Here is a 25,137-nt window from a genome sequence, read left to right as displayed (position 1 = left end):
ACGGATAGGATTGACTAAAAGGAAAATTTTTGATTTATCCCCTATCCAAGGGGAGGCTTCAAGGCGTGAATTGTTGAATGAATAATTAATTGACTATCAACTCTTAATTATTAATTATTAACTATTAATTATTAATTATTCGGTAATCCATCCATCTCTCGACCGCTTTTTTATCCCCTTAAAAGGGGAAGCTTTAGACCTTACTTTTTGGTAATTGATAATTTATGAATAATAATTGATTCGATTTTTAATTTTGAGATAAGTCTAATAGTTAATAGTTAGTTGTTAGTAGAAAATTTTTCTATTGGCAACTAATTTTTTTATAAAAAAATGGAGGTTTGATTGAGCAATAATAATAGAATCAGGGTAATTAGTTATCGTATCGCTGAGTAGTCAGGAGTCAGGACTTAGAAGTAAAGAAAGGATTTAAACTATTGAATTTTTAAATTCTTATTCTATAGAATATCTGTATTAAGAGGAAGTAATTTTGCGATTACTGTATAACCGGATTTTATATAATATCAAATTCTGTTTAATTAGTATCTTTATAAAGAGGGGAAGGCAGAAGAGTTAGAAAAGAGTTGGAAAAGTATCTTTTCATAACCGGACTTAGTATAAAATTTAAACTCCACTATATAAATTATATTGTAGGAAATTAAACAAAGTAAAAGTGAACATTTATCAAAAATCATTCAAGCTAATTTTGGCAGTAAATACAAACATTCCTGCAATGATTAACGCTATTATTAGAGCTACCCTTCAAGCACGAAGTGATACCAAAAATAGCGATTTAACTTTTCGTCAAGTACACATTTTTCATTCTGAGTAATCATTACAAGCTTTGACAATTTCAGTAGCTTGGCAAGAAGCTCTAAGCAACTAGAAAATTTCTTCAACAAGTTTAGTACATCATGTCACAAAAATAGAAGATTCTAATGTTGATAGATTTATGGCTCTTGTAGAGCAACTACGAAAAATTGTTAACCCTCTTGATAATTCACAAAACTATATTGACTTGACAGGTGGTATTTCATCTCTTAAGTCTATACTTACTATTTTTGTTTATGTGCTTGATATAGAAAATATTTATTCGTTGGAAATAGATTTCTCTAAAGATCCAGGTACTAGAAAAAAGCAAGCTAGTATTTTTTACCATGAGTTAGAAAAAGCAGGAGTAAGTATAAAATATCGCAAGTTTCCGCCGATAAGAGAATTTAATACTTTCGGAAAATTAAATTATACAGTAGTTTTACGCCAAGGAGATAATATTCTATTTAAAGCACCTTATCAGGCAAGTTTACTAAACGATTTACAGAGAATTTACAAATAAAAAACTGGATTAACTGGCACTATAGGATATGTTCATTTGGTAAAAAATTACCTGAAGTTGCTTTAGCAATGCGTCTAGCTAAAGCTAAAGGTGGAGGTAGCATTATGGGTATAGCTTTAAAAGATTAGAAATAGAGAATTAGCAAAAATTAGGAATGAGGATTTATTAACTTCTAGATTTCCTGCACAGAAGTATTTCAGTGCAATACTCTTAGATAAAAACTTTGGATCTTATTTAATTCTCATTCCTTAACTAGATCCTAAAGTTTTATAATTAATATAATGTCAAGTAACGAGTGTATTCTAATTCAATGTTTTGACATTTTAATCTAACTATTTCCTATATAACAACCCTCAATAGGTTGTGAAAAATTTCATTAGAGTTAATAGCCATTAGACATCTCTAAAAAAAGATAAAGATATAGACTTTTTGCACATAGTAGAGAACAGGGAACAGGGAACAGGGAATAGGGAATAGGGAGTATATTTTCGCAATTAAGATACGAAAAATGATTTTGTAAGTGACTTTTACAAGTCTAGCCTATGTTAAATAAAGAGCAAGTTTATTTTCTGGAGATATCTATTAAAAATAAAAATCCTGGCGTTGCTGATTGTGTGTATGATTTGATAATTTTGTATTTTGTATTTTGTATTTTGTATTTTGGATTGTTTTAACTACTTGTTAATATTAACTGTTCCCTGTTCCCAATTAAGTTTTCCCTATTCCCTATAAACCTACTTTCATACCTTAATTCAGCAATGCTAAAATCCTTTATATTCTGGCTTGATAACTCCAGTAATTCTGACTCCTAACTACCACTAAAATATCGCAATGGTAAAACAACCAACCTCTATAAAACGTGCTGATGCTTTAGATGCTTTGCGTGGATTTGCTATTTTAATGATGGTATTATCTGGCATAATTCCTCGTGATGGAACATTACCTGCTTGGATGTATCATGCTCAAACACCACCACCAAATTATGTATTTAATCCTCATCTTCCTGGATTAACTTGGGTAGATATTGTTTTTCCAATTTTCTTATTTGCAATGGGAGCATCTATACCCCTAGCTTTATCTAGATTAATAAATAAAGGGTGGCGATACAGTCAAATATTTTTCTTTATACTGAAAAGAGGATTTTTGTTAGGCATTTTTGCTATAGTTTTGCAACATTTTCGATCACACATTATTAATAGTACAGAAGAAACTCCTGAAAAGTGGCAATTAGCTTTACAAGGATTTTTTATCCTATTTTTAATGTTCACTCGTTTACCCAAATTTTTCCCCAAGTTTCTGAATCAATTTATTAGTATAGCTGGCTGGAGTATATGTATTTTAGTTCTGAGTAAATTAACATATCCTGATGGTAGTAAATTTTCCTTAGAACGGAGTGATATTATTCTCATAGTATTAACAAATATGGCTATTTTTGGTTCGATAATTTGGTTATTTACTAAATCTAATTGGTGGTTACGTTTAGGATTATTGGGGATATTATTAGGGCTAATATTTTCTGCTACTGATGATGGATGGGTGAAAGAGTTTTGGTTTAACTCTCCTTTGCCTTGGATTTTTAGATTTGATTATTTGAAGTATTTATTTATCCTCATTCCCGGTACTATTGCCGGAGATTTAATTTTAAAATGGATGAAAAACTATGACACTAATAATGATGATTCTATAACAGAAAAATGGCCAGTTAGTCGTTTCTTAATTATTGCACTATTAATGCTGACTATTGACTTGGTGTTATTGCTTGGGTTACAATCTAGACTGGTTTTACAAACAACTTTAATAAGTGTAGTTTTATGTGGTTCCGGTTGGTTATTATTCCAGCAACCAGGTAATCAGATAGAAAATTTGCTAAATAGACTTTATGGTTGGGGTATTTATTGGCTCGTATTAGGGTTAGCTTTTGAACCTTTTCAAGGTGGCATCAAAAAAGATAGTGCTACTATTAGTTACTTTTTCATCACCACAGGAATGTCTATTTTTCTGTTGATTCTATTCACTGTGATTAGCGATTATTTTCAACAGAAAGGTCTTCTCAAATTATTGATTTATAATGGGGAAAATCCCATGATAGCTTATGTGGTTTTCGGTAACTTGCTTTTACCTCTCTTCAAATTAACTGGATGGTATGAAGAAATTACACAAATGACTCAAACACCAACTTTAGGATTGTTTAGGGGATTTGTTTATACATTAATAGTGGCATTTGTTGTAAGTATTTTTAGCAGGTTAAAACTTTTTTGGAGGACTTAAAAACAATCAAATTAGGAGGATTTTATGAGTAGTATACTTCCCATAGTATTTGTATGGTTTGTTTCATTATTTGGTGCTTGCGTAGGCATTATTATCGGAGGTACTATTGGAGGAATAATTGGTGGAATTACTAACTTAATTACTCATTTCAGATGTACGATGAGAATATTTAATGCAGCAACTTTTACTTCACTTTTGAGTACAGTTTTTTTTATTATTATTGCTCATGACAAAATTCAACCTTTAAATTGTGCTGATGGTTGGGACGGATTTTATGTTTGTTTTAGTCCACTACTAATTCCATTTTGGGGAGGAATTATCGGGGGTATATTTGGCTCATTTATTGGAGTTTTAGTCGAAATATATAGAAAATCAAGTCATTAAATTCAATAGTTTATTAAAGTTTTGTAGGGCGGGTTTTGATTAAGGATAAATGCAATTAATATCATATCCAGTTCAATACTGATAAATAATGAAGGAGTAGTCAGGATAGAAGAGAGAAAGGAGAAAATTATATTATTTACGGTTGAATACTTATGAATAAAGCAGTAGTAAGTATAGTGAGATTAGTGTGGATGAAGAGGATAGGTTTTTTGATCGCTAATTAAACTTAAACTTAAATAGACTTGGTATTACTATCAATATAAGCACCTATGCAAAATTAATTGAATATTTGTAAGCAGGGAACAGTTTAACTGGGGTAAGCATTCAGTCATTATTTATTAACTAATTGTCTTAAAAAGAAGAATTATAGTAGTTGCCAAGGCGCTTAGGAAATAAAGGAGAAACATAGTTCTCGCCTCTATAGAAATGGTCTAATAATTTTATACTTTTCTCTGTCCTAACCGCTCTAGCAGTTGCTATAGTATTGAAAGATTGATAGATAATTAGAATTAAAAGTAAGTATAAAAGCTACTCAGTTTACTTTATCATTTGCTTCATTCATTCATTCATTCATTTAAAAGCAGCAGAGCTAACTGCTAATAGCTGAATGATTACTAACTGGGAACAAAAAATATACTTGTATACAACAGCAGTAGATATAAAAATAATTTGGCTTACCTCCTTAAGGTGACCAGAAAATCAGGTCTCAAAGTCAAAGCTAGCTTTTAAAGGGGATAAAAAAAGAAAATTCAGTATTTTAAGCCTGCTACTTCAGTAGAAGATACTGTTAACTGGTAACTGATAACTGATAACTGATAACTGAAATGACTATCAAATGTAAGATTAATTTTCGTTGAATACTTAATTAACAAACACAGCGATTTATATGAGCAACAACACAATTCCGTCCCTGTTCTTTGGCTTTATAAAGTGACTGGTCAGCATCTATTAATAATGTACGAGGCGATAATTGAAAATTAGGAATTATACTACTTACTCCTAAACTTACAGTAACATAAGTACTTGTTTTTGAATAGGCATGAGATATATGAAGGTTTTTGATTTCCCGTCTAATTAATTCTGCTCTTCGTAAAGCTTCATCAAGATTTGTATTGGGTAATATAATTCCAAATTCTTCTCCACCATAACGACATACTAAATCAGTAGGAAATATAACAACTTTACTAATCGCCTGAGCAACTTTTTTGAGACACTGATCTCCCTCTGGATGCCCATAATAATCATTGTAATATTTGAAATAATCTACATCACAAATTATTAGAGATAAAGGCTGTTTCTCTTGTCTAAGTTGTTCCCATTTTTGGTGAAAATATTCATCAAATTTACGACGATTAGCCAGAGAAGTTAGACTATCTAAACTAGCAATTACTTGTAAATCTTGGTTGGCTTTTTTGAGAGCTAGTTCTGCTTTTTTGCGTTGAATTAACCCCCCTAACTGAGTTGCAACACCATTAACTAACTCCATAGAATTTTGATCGAGGGAACGACAAATTTTATGAAAAAAGACTAAAATAGTTAAAACTTTTCGCTCTAGGATAATAGGAATTCCTAAAGCAGATTTAATACCTATTTTTTCAGCAATTTCAGAACAAATAGAAACAGAATATTGTTCCTGAGAAATATCTTCTAGCCATTCTGCTTGTTGAGAAGAGAACACCCTTTCTAGGAAACCTGGATGAGAGCTAAAAGTAATAATTTGATGTTGTTGTCGAAACTTGAGAGTAAGTGGCAAAGCGCCATTGCTACTGTTACTAGCATACCAACCTCTACTAAATCTAAGCATTGTATTATCTTGGTTAGGAATCCATGCTTCCCCAAAATCCCAATTCATAGTTTGACAGATTTCTGCGAGAATCACTTCTAAAGCTGACTCAAAATCAGATGCTTCACTAATAGCATGAGTCGTTTTTAATAATAGTTGTAATCTAGCATTTTGTTGTTGTAATTCCTGCTGTAGCGATCGTAAGCGCAATTGATTTTCAATCCTGGCTAAAATCTCAATTAATTCAAATGGTTGAGTTATATAATCTACCCCTCCTACAGTAAAAGCTTTAATCTTATCCATCACTCCATCCAAAGCAGAGATAAAAATCACAGGGATATTGCAAGTTCGTTCATTTCTTTTCAGAATTTCACAGATTTGATATCCATCAATGTCTGGCATTTTAACTTCTAATAAAATCAAGTCTGGAAGTATGAAATGAATAGTTTCTAGAACTTGCTTACTATTGGTGGCAATTTCCACCTTATACCCCTGGGTAGATAACAACTCAGTCAACAGTTTTAAACTTTTAGGATTATCATTGATAATTAAAATAGTTTCTCTGAATCTAGAATTTTCTTGTTGATGCATGATTTAGTAGGACTAGAGTGAACATGACTACTATTTTAGCTGGCTATAGGGAGCTATTGGCCAAATTAATCGCTTCTTAAAATTGTGTTAGGTTAAGGGGATATAGACTTGTAAGACTAACTCTGTAAACTAATAATTAATAGCTGTTTGATTGAATTTAACCTACTATTTTAAGAAACCTACAACCAATGTTTAATTATTATAGACACCCTAAACTACCTTAAATATTATGTATAACATAACTTTTCAGATCAAATATTTGACTTTAACTAATATAGCATTTCTATTGGAGTGTTGAAAATACTTTTAAGAAAAAACAATAGGGAATCAAGTATATATTTTTTTTTATAATGGAAGAAAAACACAGTTGTTCGTTGTGAGGAATTTTATATAGCAAGCCGTGATAGATAATCAAGTATAAAACTCTTGCTAATGTTACTTTTTCCCTAATTTATAAATAATTTATCAACAAGAAAAATAGGACTGATATATAAATAATTTATATTAGCTTTTCTATAATTTATCGTCCCTACACTCAAATATAGGAACAATAATTTCTATCAATTTCAAAAAAGAATGCGACAAAACGGAAAGCTGGAAATTTATTTTTATGCACGATATTTTTCAATCGTATAAGCCAGCTAATTTATATCATTTCTGCGATTTTTTTCTTCTTTCTTGATTCCTTCTTCCTTCTTCGGAGCCTATACTTATATATACTATTGATAACAAACATTTATCAAATTGGTATTGCTTGATTTTGATCAATACTTAGCTACAACACAAGTTGATTTTGAAGTTGACTTTGGAGGAACTAAGGCAACTATATGAGGAACAGGACGTGGAGTATATCTGACTAAAGATTTACCTTGATAAACTAGAGATGTACTAGCTCCAGAATCTAACATTACTGCCTCTCGAAATCCTACTTGTGCCAAAAGTTGACCAAGTTTGACTGAACCAACTCTTTTATAAGATACTCCAATCATAGGTTGACCGCTACGATGAATACCCCAAAATGCTCGATGACGGGGTTCATTAAATTTGAATAGTTCACCAAAAGTTTCTGGTGGTTGTGGTTGAGAATTTCTCACTAAAAATGCAGCTCCGACAAAAGCATCTGTAAGATTTGGCATCTCTTTTTGGAGACCTTTTATAGTGTTATGGCGTTCGGAATTAAAAGGAATAAAATCTACTTTATTCTCACTAATTAATACTAAGGGACGATTCTTTAATTTATTATTGTCATAGCTATCCCCAGGCACAAATTTTTTTGTATTCTGACTAAAAATAGGACCTATAACTTTGTTAGAATCTAGTTTTTCCAGAGAAAAAAATACTCCATCTACTCCAGCGATCGCCTGATTTTTTGTCACAATATCTTTGACTTGATAGCGACTATCTGCATGAATAGTGATTGGTTTTCCTCCAGAGATTAAAACTAGGGGAATGCCTTCTGGAGAGACTTGATTTTTAATAATTTGACTATTAAAATCAAAGCCTAATTTCCAGGGGGGTAGTTGTAATCCCTCATAAGTTTGAGCAATTGCTTTTTTGAGTCCTGATTGACCGAAGCGGTCTATTGCTAATAAACTTTTGGATTGATTACTGAAGATATTTTTGTTTTTTTTCATTGTTAGTGCTGCTTCATATCCTGCTACTTTTATCCAAGCACTAACACGTTCGTCGTATTTACCTTCGGGATAGGTAAAATAGCGAATTTTTCTGCCTAATTTGTTCTGTAAAATTTGCTTTGATTTTAATAATTCTTGTTGAAGTTCTCGGTCGGATAATTTGGTTAAATCTTTGGGATGAGTGACACTATGAGATGCAATTGTTACTAATGGATTTGCTGCCATTTCTTGTAATTGTTCCCAGGTGAGGGTGGAACGACCTACTATTTTGCCTTCGATTTTGTCTGTATATACTGAAAAAACTGCTGGATAATTGTATTTTTTTAGGAGGGGATAAACTATTTGATAATGACCAATATATCCGTCATCGAAAGTTAGAACTATTGGTTTGGCTGGTAATGGTTTTCCTGTGCGTAAGTGCTGAATTAGTTTGTCTAAACTAATGGGGGTTACTCCATTTTTTTTGATTAATTCCAGATGCTTTTCAAATTGTTTTACTGTCACATCAAAAGAGACTTTTTTCTTTGGTAAAATGTCGTGATACATAATTATCGGAACTTTAGCTAATCTGGCTCGTTCGTGAATTGTCGGCCAAGGATTAGGGCTGTTATTTACAGCAACAATTGTTTGTTCTCCTATGGTTTTTATTAAGTTGGCTAATCCCATTTCTTGGTTGGTCATTAAGTTAGAAATAGTTAGGAATTGATTGAGTGTAGTATCCAGGGATATTTCTAATAGTTGAGTATTCTGATTATTGCAAGATTTAGGAGCTTTTGAATTAGGATTTGATTGAGCAAAGGTTGGTTGTGATAACAGTCCTATTAGTAAGGTTAAAGTCAGATTGCTGATAACTAATAAGGAAGAGCGAATTAGGAAAAAGTTAAACATAAGACTAAAATTAAAACTCCATATCAGCATTCAGCTATTAGATTTCATAATTTCTTAGGTCATGCTGCGAAACCTAATAGCTAACGACTGAATGTTTACCTATTATTTATTTCATAACTTGAGAAAATACCGATAAAAATCATAAAATAAAAATAGTCATTAATTGTTTAATTTTAGGTTAATAATAGTTTAATAAAATTATCCTTTAGTTATGGCAGGTCAATGGTATTTTTATCTATAATTTATAAATTTGCAGGAGCATGATTTAGAGACAAAATACCTAGGGAAATAAAATTGATTTATAAGTTAAGTAATCATATTTATTAAAATTATGATTAACTGTGATTTTTTTGATAGATAATATTTCAGATAAATCAAGCTATTAAGGTCGCAAATATTAACTTGATAGTATGAAAAAATTAAATAATTTTTTGTAAAAATCATAAAATATAGCGTTTCTCAGGCTCCGGAGGTACACCTATCTTTATTTCTATTCTATTCTATTCCCTATTCCCTAAAACCAACGATTTTTTTACTTTAGCAGTATGGGAATTGCTATATAATTTTCAGCAAACCAGTAATACTAAATCTTAAATATAATAGTAACTTTGCTAAATATCCTTGAATAGAAAGTTGGCAGGATAATTTGGAGATTAAATCCCTAAAATAATTTATCACCAATGATATTTTTTGTAGAATATTTGATAAAAAATAAGCATTCAGCGGTCAACTATTAACTTCATTTATCATATTGATGAGGTACAGTATTTTTTCTGTTTCCTGTTCCCAGTTCCCTAAAATATCAAACTTCTATATCTCACTAATTTTAGAATTACTAAGTAGGTAGGTCAAATTAAATAGAAAATGATTCTTGAGAGGGAAAACCAGAACATAAGAACTGTGGATAGTGATTAAATAATTCATCTCAGCTCATACCGTTTCACCGAAGTTAAAAGTCATGCATTGAGTGCTAATTGGTGAGGTCTCCATTTCCGTTCTTTTTCTTTCGTTTCCTTTCCTTTGGAATGCTACGCTAATAGAATGTAAGACGCACTTAAGACAGTCAAAAATCATGCATTTAGATTTTATAAGTTCAAAACTTTGACACCACAGTAATTTCAATAAATTATTTTACATAGGGTGTTTGAAACTATTTGTGACATCTTTAAAGTGAATTGGTATTACCTGTCATCTGCCTATTGGTTTGATATTTTTTTAAACCCATCTACTTATATAATTTATTTGATTTATTTTTGGAAAAATATGAGATTTAGCCGTCGTGATTTACTAATTTTTCTGGGCAGTGCATTTGGATTGGGATTAACTGTAATTTTCCGCAGAATATTTCAGCCAAGCAAAACTATAAATCTCGAAAAGACTAATTCCCAACTTCCAGAAAATCCAATTATTTATCCTTCAGAAATTCCCACTCCATTAACACCCGCTCCTCCAGGAATGTTTGCTCCCAAAAAAGGAGATATTCGACTGGTAGTTATTAGTGACTTAAATAGTCGATATGGTTCCACAACTTATGAATCTCAAGTAGAAAAAACTATTCCTTTAATTTATGAATGGCAACCAGATTTAGTTCTTTGTGGAGGTGACATGGTTGCTGGACAAAAACTGTCACTTACTGAAGCAAATATTCAAGCTATGTGGAATAGTTTTGACCGCTACATTGTCACACCATTACGTCAAACTAAACAACCATTTGCTATTACTATTGGCAATCACGATGCTTCTAGTTATATTAAGTCTGGAAAATTTATATTTGCCAAAGAACGTAGACTAGCAAAAAATTATTGGAGTCAACATCAAAAAGATTTAAACCTAGAATTTTTTGAGGCGGATGAGTTTCCTTTTTACTATAGTTTTTTGCACAAAGAAATTTTTTATTTAATTTGGGATGCCTCTACATTTCAGATTCCTACTCAACAATTAGAATGGGTAGAAAAAAGTTTAGCAAGTAGTCAAGCACAAACAGCAAAAATGCGAATTGTAATGGGGCATTTACCTCTTTATGCTGTGGCAGTTGGCAGAAATAAATTTGGTGATGTTTTGACAGAAGCTGAAAAGTTACAAACTCTGCTAGAAAAATATAATGTGCATCTATATATTAGCGGTCATCATCATGCTTATTTTCCTGGTTATAAAGGTAATTTAAAATTGCTGCATAGTGGTGCTTTAGGTAGCGGACCTCGCGTTTTACTTAATAGTAATTTACCACCTAGAAATACTTTGACTGTTGTAGATATTAATCTGGAACAAAGCAAGAGTTTTTACACTACTTACGACATGAAAACTTTGGCACTTATTAACCCAGAAAAACTACCAGAAAAAATTATTGGTTTTAATAGCTCCGTGTGGCGGGAGTTATAGCCGAAGTTAGAAGTCAGAATTCAGAAGTCAAAAGTAAGATAAATTAACTGTTTCTATTAATGGTACTTAGACATTTTCTCTGAAAGTCAAAAGTTAAAAGTAAGACAAATTAACTATTTCTATTAATGGTAGTTAGGGCTTGCTGGTTAATCCCCAAAGCATTTACAGATAAAATATTTAGCCTTTTTGGAGCGAAAAAAGTGTCAGCTTTTCAGTCCAAAAAGCTTAAAAAGTTAACATTTTAAGCAGACAAAGATGGAAAATCAAGGGATAATTCTTTATTCAACCTTCTCTATCATTCCCATTCCTCCTGACCCCTGTACGTCGCCAATCCGACGGCTCCCCTACCTGACTCCTATCCCCACTCATAAGACTTTTTCAGCAAACCCTAGTTAGATATTTTCTGTGAAAGTTAAAATTCAAAAGTTAAAAGTAAAACAAATTAACTATTTCTATTAATTGTACTTAGATATTTTCTGTGAAAGTTAAAATTCAAAAGTAAAATTTGTCTAAGTCCCGTTAAGAGAGTGTTTGTCAAGGAAATATCAAAAGTTGAACATCATCATTAATGTAAATTAATGGCGGCAAAAGTTATTGCTCTTTGAAAAGTAGTATTTTAGTCAAGACTTGAGAACTATTTTCTAGTGACAACTAATAACTAATAACTAATAACTGATAACTGATATCTGGAGTGCATCTCAATATATGCAAAAATACTTTTTTCCTATTCCCTGTTCCCTATTCCCTGTTCCCTATTCCCTATTCAAAATTGAGATGTACCCAATATTTGACTTTCAGTTTTCCAAAAGGTCTAATGTTGTAAGTGACTTTTTTTTAATCTACCATGGCAACAATTAACGATAATTACCTCAAACTCAAAGCAGGATACCTATTCCCAGAAATAGCTAGACGTGTTAATACCTTCGCCGAAGCACACCCGGAAGCCCAGATTATTAAATTGGGTATTGGGGATGTCACCGAACCATTGCCAGAAGCTTGTCGTCAGGCCATGACTAAAGCTGTGGCAGAAATGGGCGATCGCTCAACTTTTAAGGGTTATGGTCCAGAGCAGGGTTATGGTTGGTTGCGGGAGAAAATTGCGACTCAAGATTTCCAAGCTAGGGGATGTGATATTGATGCCTCGGAAATTTTCATTTCTGATGGGTCGAAGTGTGATACTGGTAATATTCTTGATATTTTTGGCAACAATAATACTATTGCTGTGACTGATCCAGTATACCCAGTGTATGTAGATACTAATGTAATGGCAGGTAATACTGGTGATGTAAATGATAAAGGGGAATATGAGGGTTTAGTTTATTTACCAATAACCGCAGAAAATAATTTTACTGCTGAAATTCCTACTCAAAAGGTAGATTTGATTTATTTGTGTTTTCCCAATAACCCCACTGGTGCGACAGCGACTAAGGAATATTTGCAAGCATGGGTAAATTATGCCAAAGCGAATGACGCCATTATTTTATTCGATGCTGCTTACGAAGCTTTTATTACTGATGCGAGTCTTCCCCATTCTATTTATGAAATAGAAGGAGCAAGAGAATGCGCAATCGAATTTCGCTCCTTTTCTAAGAATGCTGGTTTTACTGGTACTCGTTGTGCGTTGACTGTCATACCCAAAACTCTCAAAGGGAAAGCTGCTGATGGTAGCGATGTAGAAATATGGAAATTGTGGAACCGCCGTCATTGCACTAAATTTAATGGAGTTTCTTATATTGTGCAGCGGGGTGCAGAAGCAGTTTACTCCAAGGAAGGGAAAGCGCAAGTGAAAGGGTTGATAGAATTTTATTTAGAGAATGCGAAAATTATTTGCTCCCAGTTACAAGCAGCAGGGTTAACTGTTTATGGAGGAGTAAACGCGCCTTATGTTTGGGTGCAGACTCCCACAGGTTTGTCAAGTTGGGATTTCTTTGATAAGCTGTTGCAAAATTGTAATGTTGTCGGTACACCCGGTTCGGGTTTTGGTGCAGCAGGTGAAGGTTACTTCCGAATTTCCGCTTTTAATAGTCGGGAAAATGTCAACGAAGCAATGAAGCGCATAACTGAGAAATTTAAAATTTAGGTGAGAGGCGATCGCTCTTAACTTACCTATAAACTGGGTTTATAGCAATTCTTTAATCTATGAGGTACAGTTTTATCCCCCTATCCCTTACCAGGAACTTCTGAAAACCTTATAGGAGGGTGGGGAGGGTGAGATGTGTGGGGAGTCTGGGAAGTAAGAATCTTGTCTGGGTTTATCAAAAAAATGTATTTTTCAATACACTTTTCTCCAGAAAAAGCCTCTCCCAGACTTATACATAACTTCTCTGCTTTGTAAGAGGGGAGCTAACAAAAATTCTCCCTTTCTAAGGCGGGAACTTCAAAGTCCCCCTTAGAAAGGGGGATTTAGGGGGATTATAAATGTGCTTCATAACTGTGAGAATTGCTATATGTAAGAAATTTCTGGAAAAAGACTAATCCTGGTAATAAATCTATTTATTTCGAGCGCTCGTTATAAATTAGACAGAAACCGGGTTAATCTAAGAAATTTCCAGAAAAAGAGTAATCATGGCAATAAACCCAGATTTGTATTTTGATCGCTCGTTCTTAAATTAGACAGAAACCGGGTTCATGGAAGAATAAAAATAACTATCTCTATGCAGAATTTTTATTGCTAATTAATTGGAAAATTTTGATTGAGGAAATCGGGAATAGGTAAAATGTCATATAGTGATTTTGATTTAAAAAAGGTAAAAGCTGAGTTTAACTTAAAAATTATAGAAACAGAAGATTTATTTTCTCAAATTGAAGCTGTAGAGATTAGTAATTTATTAGCTGAAACGTTAAAGCAAAATGTACCTATTGCCTTAGCGATCGCTACAGAAAAAGCCAGTTCTGAGCTAATAATTATTAATATTTTGCTGGAGATTAAGAGACAACTGCAAATTAGTTTTTTTTCGGGTATAGATTTCTCGGTTGATAGGGATAAGGGGTTGAATGGATTTTGTGATTTTATTATTAGTCAATCTCCCGAACAACTATATTTAGATAGTCCTGTAATTATTCTTGTAGAAGCTAAAAATGAAAAGATAGTTAGTGGTTTAGGACAATGTATTGCAGAAATGGTGGCGGCGGAAATATATAATAAACAAGATGGTAAAAATGTTCCGTTTATTTATGGTGCGGTTACGACAGGTCATGTCTGGAAATTTTTAAAATTGGAAAAGAATGTAGTGTTTATTGATGTAGAAAATTACTATATTAAAGATTCGAGGAAGATTATGGGAATTTTGGTGGAAATGGTTAGATCGATTGAGTCTTTGTAATTAGGTATTAAAGTAATAAGTAGGGTAGGCAAATATCACAAATTTTACTGTTGATATAGATTCGTAAAAATTTGCCCACCATAACTAAATCTAGCGAAAAACTATTTTATCCTTCTGAGGAGAAACTGGCTCAAATCTAACAAAGTCTGTACCTTCAGGTAAGGTAGATTTTTTATTCACATTATAACCAGGACAAATTCTGGTTCCTGTTTTTTGATAATTTCTAGAAGATAAATTAAAAACCTTATTAATTACACAAAATTCTGGTCTGACAGAGTTACCTCCCTGAGAATTTCTATAACTTGTTATGTCTTGTCGAGGAAATTTTTTCTTATCAGAACTCATTATATATATCCAGTCTTGTGTACCCAAATACCGTGAATTTTTTGGAGGCTCGACATCTAATTTTAAAATGGGAAAACCTTGACATTCATTAGGAAGAACTGGACCCCATCCTCTAACTTTTGATACTTCTAATCTTACACCGTATGGATTACCATAATTTCTATCTCCAGCTACTAGATAAGCTCGCTGTTTTGCCCTAGCTACAAATATTTTCTTTTTATACTCGTTGCAGACTTTAACATTGTAAAATATTTCAGTATTAATATTTAGTTGTGAATTGGTTTTTTCCTGTATCAAAAAAGTTAAACTTAGAGCTGTTAAAAGTGCAGTAGGATACAACAATAAGTTTTTGAACAACTTTCTTTTACTGACTATTGGAAATGTTGTGGCTAGATTCAATAATTTTCGTGGTTTCATAATTTTTATTCCTATTAAAAATCTACTTTATGCCAAATTAATAGATGGAATATTCCCAAATAATTCAAATTTAAAGAAACAGCTATCCTTCCTTTTCTAAAGTCATTATCTATTTCTTACTGTAAATCTTAAGTTTTGGTCTTTCCAACCTGTATCGTCTCCTAAATAAATAGTTTCCGTATTATACTCAGAAGCGCATTTCCAACCAGTATTAATTACTTTTCCCGAACTACCACTTCTTCTTCTATGCTGTAAACACATTTCGTAATTTTCTCTAGGAGTATAAATAGTAAAAGTCAATTTTTGATCTTTCCAACCAGTATCATCTCCTAAATTTACTGACTTAATATCATTAACAGAACTGCTACATTTGTTCTCTCTTCGCAATCCACTAGAGGGACTAACTCTAGTATGCTCTAAACAAATTTCTGCACCACCAATTGCTCTAAAAGCTAATTCTTGATCCTTCCAACCAGTATCATCTCCTAGTCCAATCCATTGACTAAAATTACCTACTCTTGAACATATCCAATCAGTATCTACTACATTTCCAGATGAACCACTTATTCTTGTATGTCTTAGACATAAACCGGGAGCAGTATTTTGACTATTTGTTTTAGAGCTAATACCAAGTATCAATAGTGTTGTTGCTACAAAACAATAGCCTATTTTTTTGAAGTTTTTAGGCATAATATTTATCCTTAAATCTGAACAGCTTGACTATATTAATTACTTGCTTAAAAGTAAAAAAAATTGTTACAGTTTCTCCAAGTAATCTAATACTTAATAATTTACTACAAGTAATAATCAGACCTACTACTTATAAAACTCACAAAAAATAATGTATGACTAAACATAATTATCAGAAAATATCAGATTTTTTTCCCGAAATATCAGAAAACATCAGATATAATAGGAATAAATTCCTAACTAAATTTGACTAATGACTTTTAATGAAGTTTTAAGGTTTGTTGATGAGATAGTTTTCGACAAATCTGGCAAACACCTTGATAGTCTCCAAAAAGCCATATTACGCGCTACTTGGCAAGGGGAAAAATACTCAAAGGTTGCTCAAGAATACCACTGTACTAAATTTCACGTTGGTAATGTCGCTTCAAATTTATGGCAACTTATTTCTAAGGAATTAAATGAAAAAATTCATAAGTCAAATTTCCGCGCTGCGATGGAAAGATATCAAATTTCTAACTTTTCAAATGTATTTAATTTAGGAGGAAATAATTGTCTAAAAGGTAATATTAATCTCTGTACAGAAAACACTCCTTCCCCAGAAACCAAACAAAAATTACCCACCACACAAACAGCAAACGAAAATAACACCCCACTGCCAAAACTCGACCTCCGAGACGCACCAGACATCAAAAAAACATTCTATGATCGCTCCACCCAACTCGCCACCCTCAAAACCTGGATACTCAAACATCGCTGTCGTCTCATCACCGTCTCAGGAATAAGCGGTATCGGAAAAAGCACCATTATTCGTCACCTCATCCCAGAAATAGAATCTAATTTCGACCACATCATCTGGCGCACCCTCCGCACATCTCCACCTCTAAACATAACTCTCAAAAATTTAATTGAAATTATCTCCAACGTAACAGAAACAGACTTCCCCAATAACACCGACGCTCAACTATCAATACTCATCGAAAAATTGCGCGATATTCGATGTTTAATAATTCTGGATGACGTACAACAAATACTCAGTAATAGACAACTTGTCGGTAACTATAAATCAGGATATGAAAACTATGGCAACCTATTTAAAATTATCGGCGAACTTCCTCACAATAGTTGTTTTATTCTCAACAGTTGGGAACCACCTTTAGAAATTTTCAACTTTACAGATAATGATTCACCAGTACGTTTATTTCAGTTAACTGGTTTAATAGAAAAAGAAGCACGTGAGATTCTGAAAAATCGAGGATTATTAGATGAAGAAAAATGGCAAGAGTTGATAAATTTCTATCAAAGTAATCCCCAATGGTTAAAACTTATAGGAGAGACAATTAAAAATTTATTTGGCGGGAGTGTCACTCAATACTTAAGTTATCAACCGCTATTTTTATCTGATGAATTAACTAATATTTTACAACAGCATTTTCAAAGGTTGTCTGAGTTGGAAAAACAAATACTATGTCAACTCAGCAAACCTGCAAAATCTGTTTCAGTTCCCCAACTATTGGAAAAATCCCAATTATCACCACCAGAATTATTTCAAACATTACTATCTTTAGAAAGGCGAGGTTTGATAGATAAAATTACAGAAGAAAATCAGACTTTATTTATCCTTAAACCTATATTTAGCCATTATATTAAATCCGGTAGTGTCGGTATAAATAGAGCATAGAAACTGGGTTTGTATGAGATACTCTACTATACTCACATCTGTCTTCTATAGAAGCCATTTGATATCTTTGCCCGCGATTAAATTTGTGAGTTATGAGTCAGGAGTAGAATAGAGGAAATATAGAAAAAAGATTGAAAAATACCCCTGACTCGCCTACTCCCTTACTTTTAAGATTAGAATCAGATTTTTCCCATCATTAAATCTTTTTATCCATCCCCAGTCAGCGGAAAATCACCAACATTTTCATTCTCTGAAGCTCCTAAAAAAATCGGCGCGTCAAAGGATATTTGGTTGCATCCTCACAATTTTTGTGATATCGTAAAGATTAAATAGGGTCTTTCGCCTATAAACATGACTTTTTATTCAATAATTTTTCCTAGCTCCAAGATCATTGAATATTGAGGAAATTTCCCTGGGAGAAATACTAGAAAGACTTTCATTTTGCGAAGCTCCGATAAACTAATGTGCTGGTTTTTGTTTCATCAAATCTTTTCATCCATCGCGACTCAGCAGAAAATCACCAACATTTTCATTTTCTGAAGCTCCTGAAAAAAATCGGCGCGTCAAAGGATATTTGGTTGCATCCTCACAATTTTTGTGATATCGTAAAGATTAAATGGAGTTTTTTGCCTACAAACATGACTTTTTATTCAACTAAAATAGGGAGCTTAATATAAACTATAGCTGTAGCGGGCAAGATGCCTGGATACAAATTTTGCCAAAATTATTATTTATGAAACCATTAATATTAGATATTTTTTCCGGTGCAGGTGGATTTAGCCTTGGTTTTAAGTGGGCAGGTTGTCAAATTATTGGTGCTATCGAAATAGATAAATGGGCATCAGAAACTTTTGCTTATAATCATCCAGATGCAGTTATTATCAATCAAGATATTACAACTATCACTAATAACGATATAGCAGCAATTTGGGCTAATAAAAAACCACAAATTTTGATAGGAGGTCCGCCTTGTCAAGGATATTCTATTTGCAATAAAAATTCTGGAGATCCTAAAGACCCTAGAAATAATCTCTTTAGAGAATTAATCAGAGTAGCTAAAGTTTTTGAGCCAGAAATATTAATTATGGAAAACGTACCTAACCTAATTAAATTTAGGACTCATTCTCAAATCAAAGTCATTGAAATTATTGAACAAGAATTTAAAAATATTGGATATCACGCCTACATAAATATATTAGAAGCTACAGCATACGGCGTGCCTCAAATCAGAAAACGTTTATTTATTGTTGGCTCAAAACGAGAACTAGAAAATCCTTTTCCCTCACAAACTCATGGGGTATTAACCAATCAACAAATGTCTTTATTTGGAGAAAATTTAAAGTTCTGTCCGACATTATGGGATGCTATTTCTGACTTACCGACCTTAGAAGCAGGCGAAGGAAAAGAAGAGTCAAATTATCTCAAAAAGCCATTGAATGAATATCAAAAATTGTTGAGAAATGGAAATAATATTCTGTTTAATCATAAAGCCATGAATCACACTCAAAGAATGGTAGAAAGATTTGCTACAATGACTTGGGGAAGTTCTGGAAAAGATGTACCAAAACATTTACAACCACGGCAAAGAAACTCTACAAAAATATCTCAAAAAATCTACGACCAAAATAATAGAAGACTCCATCCAGATAAACCATGCCATACAATTCCAGCGTCATTTTATGCTAATTTTGTCCACCCTTATCAACATAGAAATTTCACAGCTAGAGAAGGTGCAAGAATACAATCATTTCCAGATAGTTTTAAATTCATGGGTAAACCAACAGTTGTTAGTCATAAGCTACTATCTAGAGAAGGTCGTTTAGCAGAAAAACATTTATGTCAATATCATCAAATTGGAAATGCTGTTCCTCCTTTGTTAGCTAAAGCTATTGCTGATAATATATTAAAACAGTTGTAAAATAGGTAAGCACTCAGCCGTCAGCTATTAGCTATCAGCTATAATTTATTAATTCATTATTTTGGAAGAAGTAATTAGTCTCCAAGGAGAATTAAAACTTATGTTTGTGTAGCATAATCCAGGAAAGAAAAAGGTTATTACCTAACTGAAGTCAAGTCCTGTACGATCAAAAGTTGAAAGCTGAATGCTAATAGCTGAATACTTACTAAAATAGAGTCAAATAAAATGTATGTTCACGGTCAAAATTTAGAGCAAAAAGAAAATCATAAAACCAAATATAGAGATACAGAGTCTCGGAGATATTTAACAGAAATCAGAGCAAAATATAATGAGTGGAAGTTAGCTAATGAACACCTAGTCGGTCCATTAACTGAAACAACAAAGCAAGATAGTGAGCTATTAATAAAGCGAGTAGAATTGTTGAATGAATACAAAAATTTTCTAGAACAACAACACTATGCTGAAAAATTTGATTCTCGTTCAAATCTCCATTCATCTGTCTTGGAATAATTTATGTATTACCTTTTCAAAGATTTAGTTAGTGAATTTTCATCACAAGCTTTAATTGGTAAGTCTCGTACTTTTAAAGATATATTTTTTCGGTCTGAAAATTATCAGGATATGCTTAGTTATCCTCATGCTTTAATTGAACTAAAAGATAATGATTTTGCCATAGGAGTAAGAATTCACACCCAAATGAATTGTGAGGGTTCCCAAGAATTAGAAAGTCATATTTGGGATGTACCTGCTGTAGTTATAGAATGCAAAACTTATTTGGATAAAACTATGCTTCAAGATGCAGCAACGGCAGCAGAACAGCTTAAATATAGAAATCCTAATGCCATTTATATTTTAGTGGCAGAATGGCTAAAGTTAACAGATGCGGTAAATTTACGAAAATTCAAAATCGACCAAATATATGTATTAAGAAAACAAAAGAATACGGATAGAGAATTTCGGTTTCAAGAAGGGTATGTGAAAAATCCTATATATGGAAATGTGGTAGAGCATTTATTTGTTTATGTTAGAGATTATTTAACTTCTGATTGGGAAGGCGGTATTAATTTTGGTTTGAAGCGTGGTTATTTAATTTAGCTAACTAATCTAGGTCAAGATTAGTGGCGTAATTTCTATTTTTTTAGGACTTACAGACTAAAACAAAAAATCGGACTTAATAACGAAATTTCGCGCTCTAAAAAACAATAATTTTCAGTATTCAGCCATCAGCTATTAGCTAGCCTCTTACAGAGGAACTGCCTTATCAGCTATTCATAAGAGAAGGAAGTAAAAGCAACCTTTAAAACACAGAGAGAATTAAAAATTACTGCTAAATTTAAGCTCTTTTAACCTGAAAAATAATATTCATTATTTGATGAAGAGCTGACTGCTAGGATCTGAATGCTTACCAATAATCATGGCAATAAACTGGGTTTCTGTGTAAGTTATTAAAATTAAATAATAACGTCGGCAAAAATTTAGTTGTTAATATTATGATAAATCAAGTTTTATTTGTCCACCATATTTTTTTCTAGTAGATTTATACAATTTAATTGCCAATGAATTCTCAACCTTACTTTTACCTAATAACTACATTATTATCCTTAATTAACCCACTCTTAGTAATACAGGTTAACGCCCAACCCCAACGCATAAAAGTTCCCACTCCTTCCATCTCAGAAGAAGCACAAGAAATTTGTCCCCCACCTGCATTATCTCGTCTCCAACGCCATACTGTTGCACCTGGAGAGACCATTGAAAGCATCGCCCAACAATACAACCTAATACCCCCAACCTTATTAGCATTTAATCGAGTGCTACAAAAAGGACAAGTAACCGTAGGTACTGAAATTGTCATTCCTCCCTATAACGGTATCGCCGTGAAAATACCCACTGGTAAAACCTGGAAAAATGTTGCAGAAAATTATAATATCCGCGCTGATGCTTTATATGAAGTAAATGGTTGCCCAGAAACATCAGCTCGACAAACACCAGAAGTAGTTTTTTTACCAGGAGTAAATTGGTCTCCGGGAGGAAAAACACCGCCAAAAACATCTTTATTAACAGGTTATCCTTTACCTTTTGAAGCTAGAGTAATTTTAGGTTATGGTTGGTTGCTACATCCGATTAAAAATAAAGTAGTTTTTCATAGTGGTTTAGATTTAATTGCTGATAGTGGCACATCAGTTTTTTCTATAGGAGAAGGTATTGTGGCATTTGCTGGTAACCAAGGAAATTATGGAAATTTAGTCGTAATTAATCATATTTCTGGCAAACAAACTCGTTATGCTCATTTAGATTCTATCAATGTTAAAACTGGTCAAAAAATTGAACAAGCACAACTTTTAGGCACAGTTGGTCAGACAGGGCAACCTGATTTTGAGGAAGCTCATCTACATTTTGAAATTAGATATAATTCTCCTTTAGGTTGGGTTGCTGAAAATCCCAATTCTTATATGGAAGTTATTTTTAAGTAATTGAAAAAAATTTTGATAACATCAAACTGCTAATGAATATATACAACTTGATTTTTAACTAAGTAAATCTCCAATGTGATTCTTTTGTCTCAATAAATTCTCTCTTCAGTACACCCTAGTTTTGCCGGATAGGATGACAATTAAGAGTTAGGTGTGCTATAATTTAGTCATATAAATATCTTTGATATTTTTGGGAAATAGTTAGTAAACTTCCTTGAAGCAATGAACTTATAACTGAAGCTCAAAAATATAAAGTACCAGCAATTATGATCAAAATTAGGAGTATAAATATGATAGGCATACCATTTTACTTAATGATATTATGTTTCCTAGCTACTATTATCTGGGAAAAAGTAAAATATAGTTCTGAGCCAGATTCTCAAAGCTAAATTCAAAACTCAGGTAATATACGCTCCTCCACTTGCCATCCACAAAATGAGACAAATGACAATTAGAAGAGCCTTATAGATCGTCTTCAATCTATAGCTTTAAGCATTTTCGCAGGAAAAACTCAGTCAGATATGACTTCTGACTTCTGACGGCTGTGATTTTCCTTTAATAAGTTGGCCCGTGAAGCGATCGCTCAACTTTTTTTGTTAAATACTCCTGACGGAGTTCAATTCCTTAGAAGATAGGAGACAAAATAGTTAGATAGAGCAACAAACTCTCTTCCTCTCTTCGATCAACTACTAGATTTTGTGGTGAGTTTACTACCATCCCTAATTTTAACCCTAACACTCCTGAACCTAAAGGTAATACCCATCTTAATTTAAAAATAAGGTTTCAGGTCAATACTTAAATTTTTACTCTTGAATTTAGATGATATAGCGCTACGCAAATAGGTTAGGACATTTCTAAATCCTGAAACCTTTTGATAGTCTCCTGTTCCCAGTTGACTATCAAAGGATTTGAGGATTTATAAATGTCAAATACCTTAATGCGTAGCGCTATATCAAGCTGAAATGAGATAAACCCACCCCAACGATCTAACTATTCTCAATATTGACAACTAAGTAGGTGAGTACAAATAAACGCAACTTAACAGTTTCAGAGAAGTTAAAAGTCAACCCCCCTCACCCGCAGGGCTGTTTCATCCTCTTAAAAGACAGATGGGGAGATTTCTCAACTATGGGATCGAAAACTTATAGCTTAGAAATCATTTCATTTTAAATTGATTTGTTGTTGTTAGCACAAATCATTATTTTCCTACCTTTTATTTGTATTTATCTAATTAAAATTTATCCGCATTGTAGGCATTTAAGCTTGAGTGAATACTTGTTACCGAGTAATTTATTAAAAGTATCATAATTTATCAATTTAATCAATCAGTATTTATATCTAATTCAAAATAATAATTTAGCTTTTTTATCAGTAATTCTACTATTGTCCAGAATTAAAATTAATATTATCTCTAAAATATTTACTTAAATCATCATAAAAATCAGAGAAAACACCTAATTTACACAAAATAACCGGATTTAATTAAAACCAATAGAATAACTTTTTTAAACCTAAATTTTGATGTAAATAAAAATAAATAAAATCGGGATTTCATCGGAAATCCTTGTTAATATATATAGTCAATTAACCAATACAAAAAGTTATGAGTGAAGTAATAATAACCAATCCAACAACACCAAGTAGTTCATTTTTCTTTAACGGTACGACATTTATCACAGGTACTCCAAAACCTGATGAGCTACAGGGAACATCCGGCAACGATAGTATTAATGCCAAGGGGAGCAATGATCTAGTTAATAGCGGTGATGGCAATGATACTGTAGAAGGTAAAGGAGGCGATGACAGCATAGGTGGTGGTCTAGGGAATGATGACATATTTGGTCAAGGAGGCAATGATTTTGTTGTAGGTGGGTTAGGCAACGACAATGTAGATGGTGGTGCGGATAATGACACAGTAAAAGGTAACGCTGGTAATGACATCCTTGATGGTGATTCAGGGGATGACACCATCGAAGGTGGTTCAGGGGATGACACTGCCATAGGGGATACTGGTGCAGACTTCATAGACGGAGGTAGTGGAGATGACAATCTTTCAGGAGATAATGTAGGTCGCCCTGGTTTTGACGATACAGTGCTTGGTGGCAGTGGTAATGACACTATTTATGGTGGTGCTGGTGCAGATAGTCTTGTGGGTGGTGGGGACAATGACTCTATCCGAGGTGGTAAGGGCAATGATACTATCCGAGGAGGTCTAGGTGATGACATCATTGAGGGTATTTCTGGCAAAAACCTAATATTTGCTGGTGAAGGCAACGATACAGTTATAGGTGGTACAGGTAACGATACCATTTTCGGTGGTGATGGTATTGACTGCCTAAATGGTGGTATTGGTAATGACTGCCTCCAAGGTGGAACTGGTGATGATACTCTGATAGGTGGCACTGGAGCAGACACCTTGATTGGTGGTATTGGTAATGACATCATTGAAGGTGGTGATGGAGCAGATGTTTACATCTTTGACGCTAATGCTTCTGGAGGTATTGACACCCTGACAGACTTCAGGGGAACCACAGATAATGACATCATTCAGATAGATGCGGATATTATTCTTGGTAATGCTGGAGGCAACATTCAACTAGCAACAGTTTCAGACATTAGTGAGTTCACTCCTGATGGTTCTACTAATGTAGTTTATGACACAAGTGGAGAGCTTTACTTTGTTCAAGATGACAATACAACAGTAACACAATTCGCATTTCTCCAAGGAGATACTCCTGTAGCAGATGACTTTGAAATTATCTAATGGACTAACAAAAAGAATAAATTAATTTTCACAGGGAAGCATCGCAACAGCGCTACGCGCAAGTCAGAAGTCAGAAGTTAGAAGTTAGAAGTAATTCCTGATGCTCGTTTGAGTATTTATAAATGTTCTAACCTATATATTTTTTTATCATCAGGTTTTAAGCATTTACCTCTTTTCTTTATAGAAGTTTCATATCATCTCCGGTAGAACACTTATAATTAGGCTTGTAGTTGAGCTTTAGCCCAGACATAAATATTTGAGGGCTAAAGCC

The 25,137-nt window shown here is 33.0% G+C and carries 17 protein-coding genes; 13 read left to right on the top strand and 4 right to left on the bottom strand.

What is annotated here, in order from left to right:
- Window positions 1–670: 670 nt before the first annotated feature.
- The 4 genes from ACP6PM_RS29910 (at window position 671) to ACP6PM_RS29895 (ending at window position 3,982) form a co-directional block, all read left to right on the top strand.
- Window positions 671–829, top strand: coding sequence for a hypothetical protein (locus ACP6PM_RS29910; protein WP_426590520.1), 159 nt, complete (start codon window positions 671–673; stop codon window positions 827–829).
- A gap of 120 nt (window positions 830–949) precedes the next feature.
- On the top strand, window positions 950–1,330 hold the full coding sequence (locus ACP6PM_RS29905; protein ID WP_426590519.1) for a hypothetical protein: 381 nt from the start codon (window positions 950–952) through the stop codon (window positions 1,328–1,330).
- Between the two features lie 831 nt (window positions 1,331–2,161).
- The gene (locus tag ACP6PM_RS29900) at window positions 2,162–3,598 is read left to right on the top strand and encodes a DUF5009 domain-containing protein (RefSeq protein WP_426590518.1); all 1,437 of its coding nucleotides are present in this window, start codon (window positions 2,162–2,164) and stop codon (window positions 3,596–3,598) included.
- 24 nt (window positions 3,599–3,622) lie between these two features.
- On the top strand, window positions 3,623–3,982 hold the full coding sequence (locus ACP6PM_RS29895; RefSeq protein WP_426590517.1) for a hypothetical protein: 360 nt from the start codon (window positions 3,623–3,625) through the stop codon (window positions 3,980–3,982).
- An 865-nt stretch (window positions 3,983–4,847) separates the two neighbouring features.
- Here the strand turns inward: ACP6PM_RS29895 and ACP6PM_RS29890 are convergent.
- Together ACP6PM_RS29890 and ACP6PM_RS29885 are read right to left on the bottom strand one after the other, a co-directional pair.
- The gene (locus tag ACP6PM_RS29890; RefSeq protein WP_426590516.1) at window positions 4,848–6,356 is read right to left on the bottom strand and encodes a diguanylate cyclase domain-containing protein; all 1,509 of its coding nucleotides are present in this window, start codon (window positions 6,354–6,356) and stop codon (window positions 4,848–4,850) included.
- A gap of 764 nt (window positions 6,357–7,120) precedes the next feature.
- Entirely contained in the window at window positions 7,121–8,878 is a 1,758-nt protein-coding gene (locus ACP6PM_RS29885) for a polysaccharide deacetylase family protein (protein ID WP_426590515.1), read from the bottom strand.
- A gap of 1,263 nt (window positions 8,879–10,141) precedes the next feature.
- Between ACP6PM_RS29885 and ACP6PM_RS29880 the strand changes: the two genes are divergently transcribed.
- The 3 genes from ACP6PM_RS29880 (at window position 10,142) to ACP6PM_RS29870 (ending at window position 14,580) form a co-directional block, all read left to right on the top strand.
- The gene (locus tag ACP6PM_RS29880) at window positions 10,142–11,257 is read left to right on the top strand and encodes a metallophosphoesterase family protein (RefSeq protein ID WP_426590514.1); all 1,116 of its coding nucleotides are present in this window, start codon (window positions 10,142–10,144) and stop codon (window positions 11,255–11,257) included.
- 844 nt (window positions 11,258–12,101) lie between these two features.
- Window positions 12,102–13,337, top strand: a complete 1,236-nt coding sequence (locus ACP6PM_RS29875) for an LL-diaminopimelate aminotransferase (protein ID WP_426590513.1) — start codon at window positions 12,102–12,104, stop codon at window positions 13,335–13,337.
- Window positions 13,338–13,974: 637 nt separating this feature from the next.
- Window positions 13,975–14,580, top strand: coding sequence for a hypothetical protein (locus tag ACP6PM_RS29870; RefSeq protein ID WP_426590512.1), 606 nt, complete (start codon window positions 13,975–13,977; stop codon window positions 14,578–14,580).
- A 90-nt stretch (window positions 14,581–14,670) separates the two neighbouring features.
- Here the strand turns inward: ACP6PM_RS29870 and ACP6PM_RS29865 are convergent, their stop codons facing one another.
- Together ACP6PM_RS29865 and ACP6PM_RS29860 are read right to left on the bottom strand one after the other, a co-directional pair.
- Complete coding sequence (locus tag ACP6PM_RS29865) at window positions 14,671–15,342, bottom strand: hypothetical protein (protein ID WP_287287489.1); 672 nt, start codon at window positions 15,340–15,342, stop codon at window positions 14,671–14,673.
- A 105-nt stretch (window positions 15,343–15,447) separates the two neighbouring features.
- Window positions 15,448–16,032 (bottom strand): hypothetical protein, encoded by a 585-nt coding sequence (locus ACP6PM_RS29860; RefSeq protein WP_426590511.1) that lies wholly within the window; start codon window positions 16,030–16,032, stop codon window positions 15,448–15,450.
- Between the two features lie 253 nt (window positions 16,033–16,285).
- Between ACP6PM_RS29860 and ACP6PM_RS29855 the strand changes: the two genes are divergently transcribed.
- The 6 genes from ACP6PM_RS29855 (at window position 16,286) to ACP6PM_RS29830 (ending at window position 24,866) form a co-directional block, all read left to right on the top strand.
- Window positions 16,286–17,710: a helix-turn-helix domain-containing protein gene (locus ACP6PM_RS29855; protein ID WP_426590510.1), complete on the top strand. Its 1,425-nt coding sequence runs from the start codon at window positions 16,286–16,288 to the stop codon at window positions 17,708–17,710.
- 715 nt (window positions 17,711–18,425) lie between these two features.
- Window positions 18,426–19,628 (top strand): DNA cytosine methyltransferase, encoded by a 1,203-nt coding sequence (locus ACP6PM_RS29850; protein WP_426590509.1) that lies wholly within the window; start codon window positions 18,426–18,428, stop codon window positions 19,626–19,628.
- A 225-nt stretch (window positions 19,629–19,853) separates the two neighbouring features.
- Window positions 19,854–20,138 (top strand): hypothetical protein, encoded by a 285-nt coding sequence (locus ACP6PM_RS29845; protein WP_426590508.1) that lies wholly within the window; start codon window positions 19,854–19,856, stop codon window positions 20,136–20,138.
- A gap of 3 nt (window positions 20,139–20,141) precedes the next feature.
- Complete coding sequence (locus tag ACP6PM_RS29840; RefSeq protein ID WP_426590507.1) at window positions 20,142–20,723, top strand: Bpu10I family restriction endonuclease; 582 nt, start codon at window positions 20,142–20,144, stop codon at window positions 20,721–20,723.
- A 461-nt stretch (window positions 20,724–21,184) separates the two neighbouring features.
- Complete coding sequence (locus tag ACP6PM_RS29835; protein WP_426590506.1) at window positions 21,185–22,102, top strand: LysM peptidoglycan-binding domain-containing M23 family metallopeptidase; 918 nt, start codon at window positions 21,185–21,187, stop codon at window positions 22,100–22,102.
- Between the two features lie 1,603 nt (window positions 22,103–23,705).
- Window positions 23,706–24,866: a calcium-binding protein gene (locus ACP6PM_RS29830; RefSeq protein WP_426590505.1), complete on the top strand. Its 1,161-nt coding sequence runs from the start codon at window positions 23,706–23,708 to the stop codon at window positions 24,864–24,866.
- Window positions 24,867–25,137: the final 271 nt, after the last annotated feature.

This window comes from Dapis brunnea BLCC-M229 (assembly GCF_050015995.1).
GTDB lineage: Bacteria > Cyanobacteriota > Cyanobacteriia > Cyanobacteriales > Microcoleaceae > Trichodesmium.
This window is presented reverse-complemented; position numbering and strand designations above follow the sequence as displayed.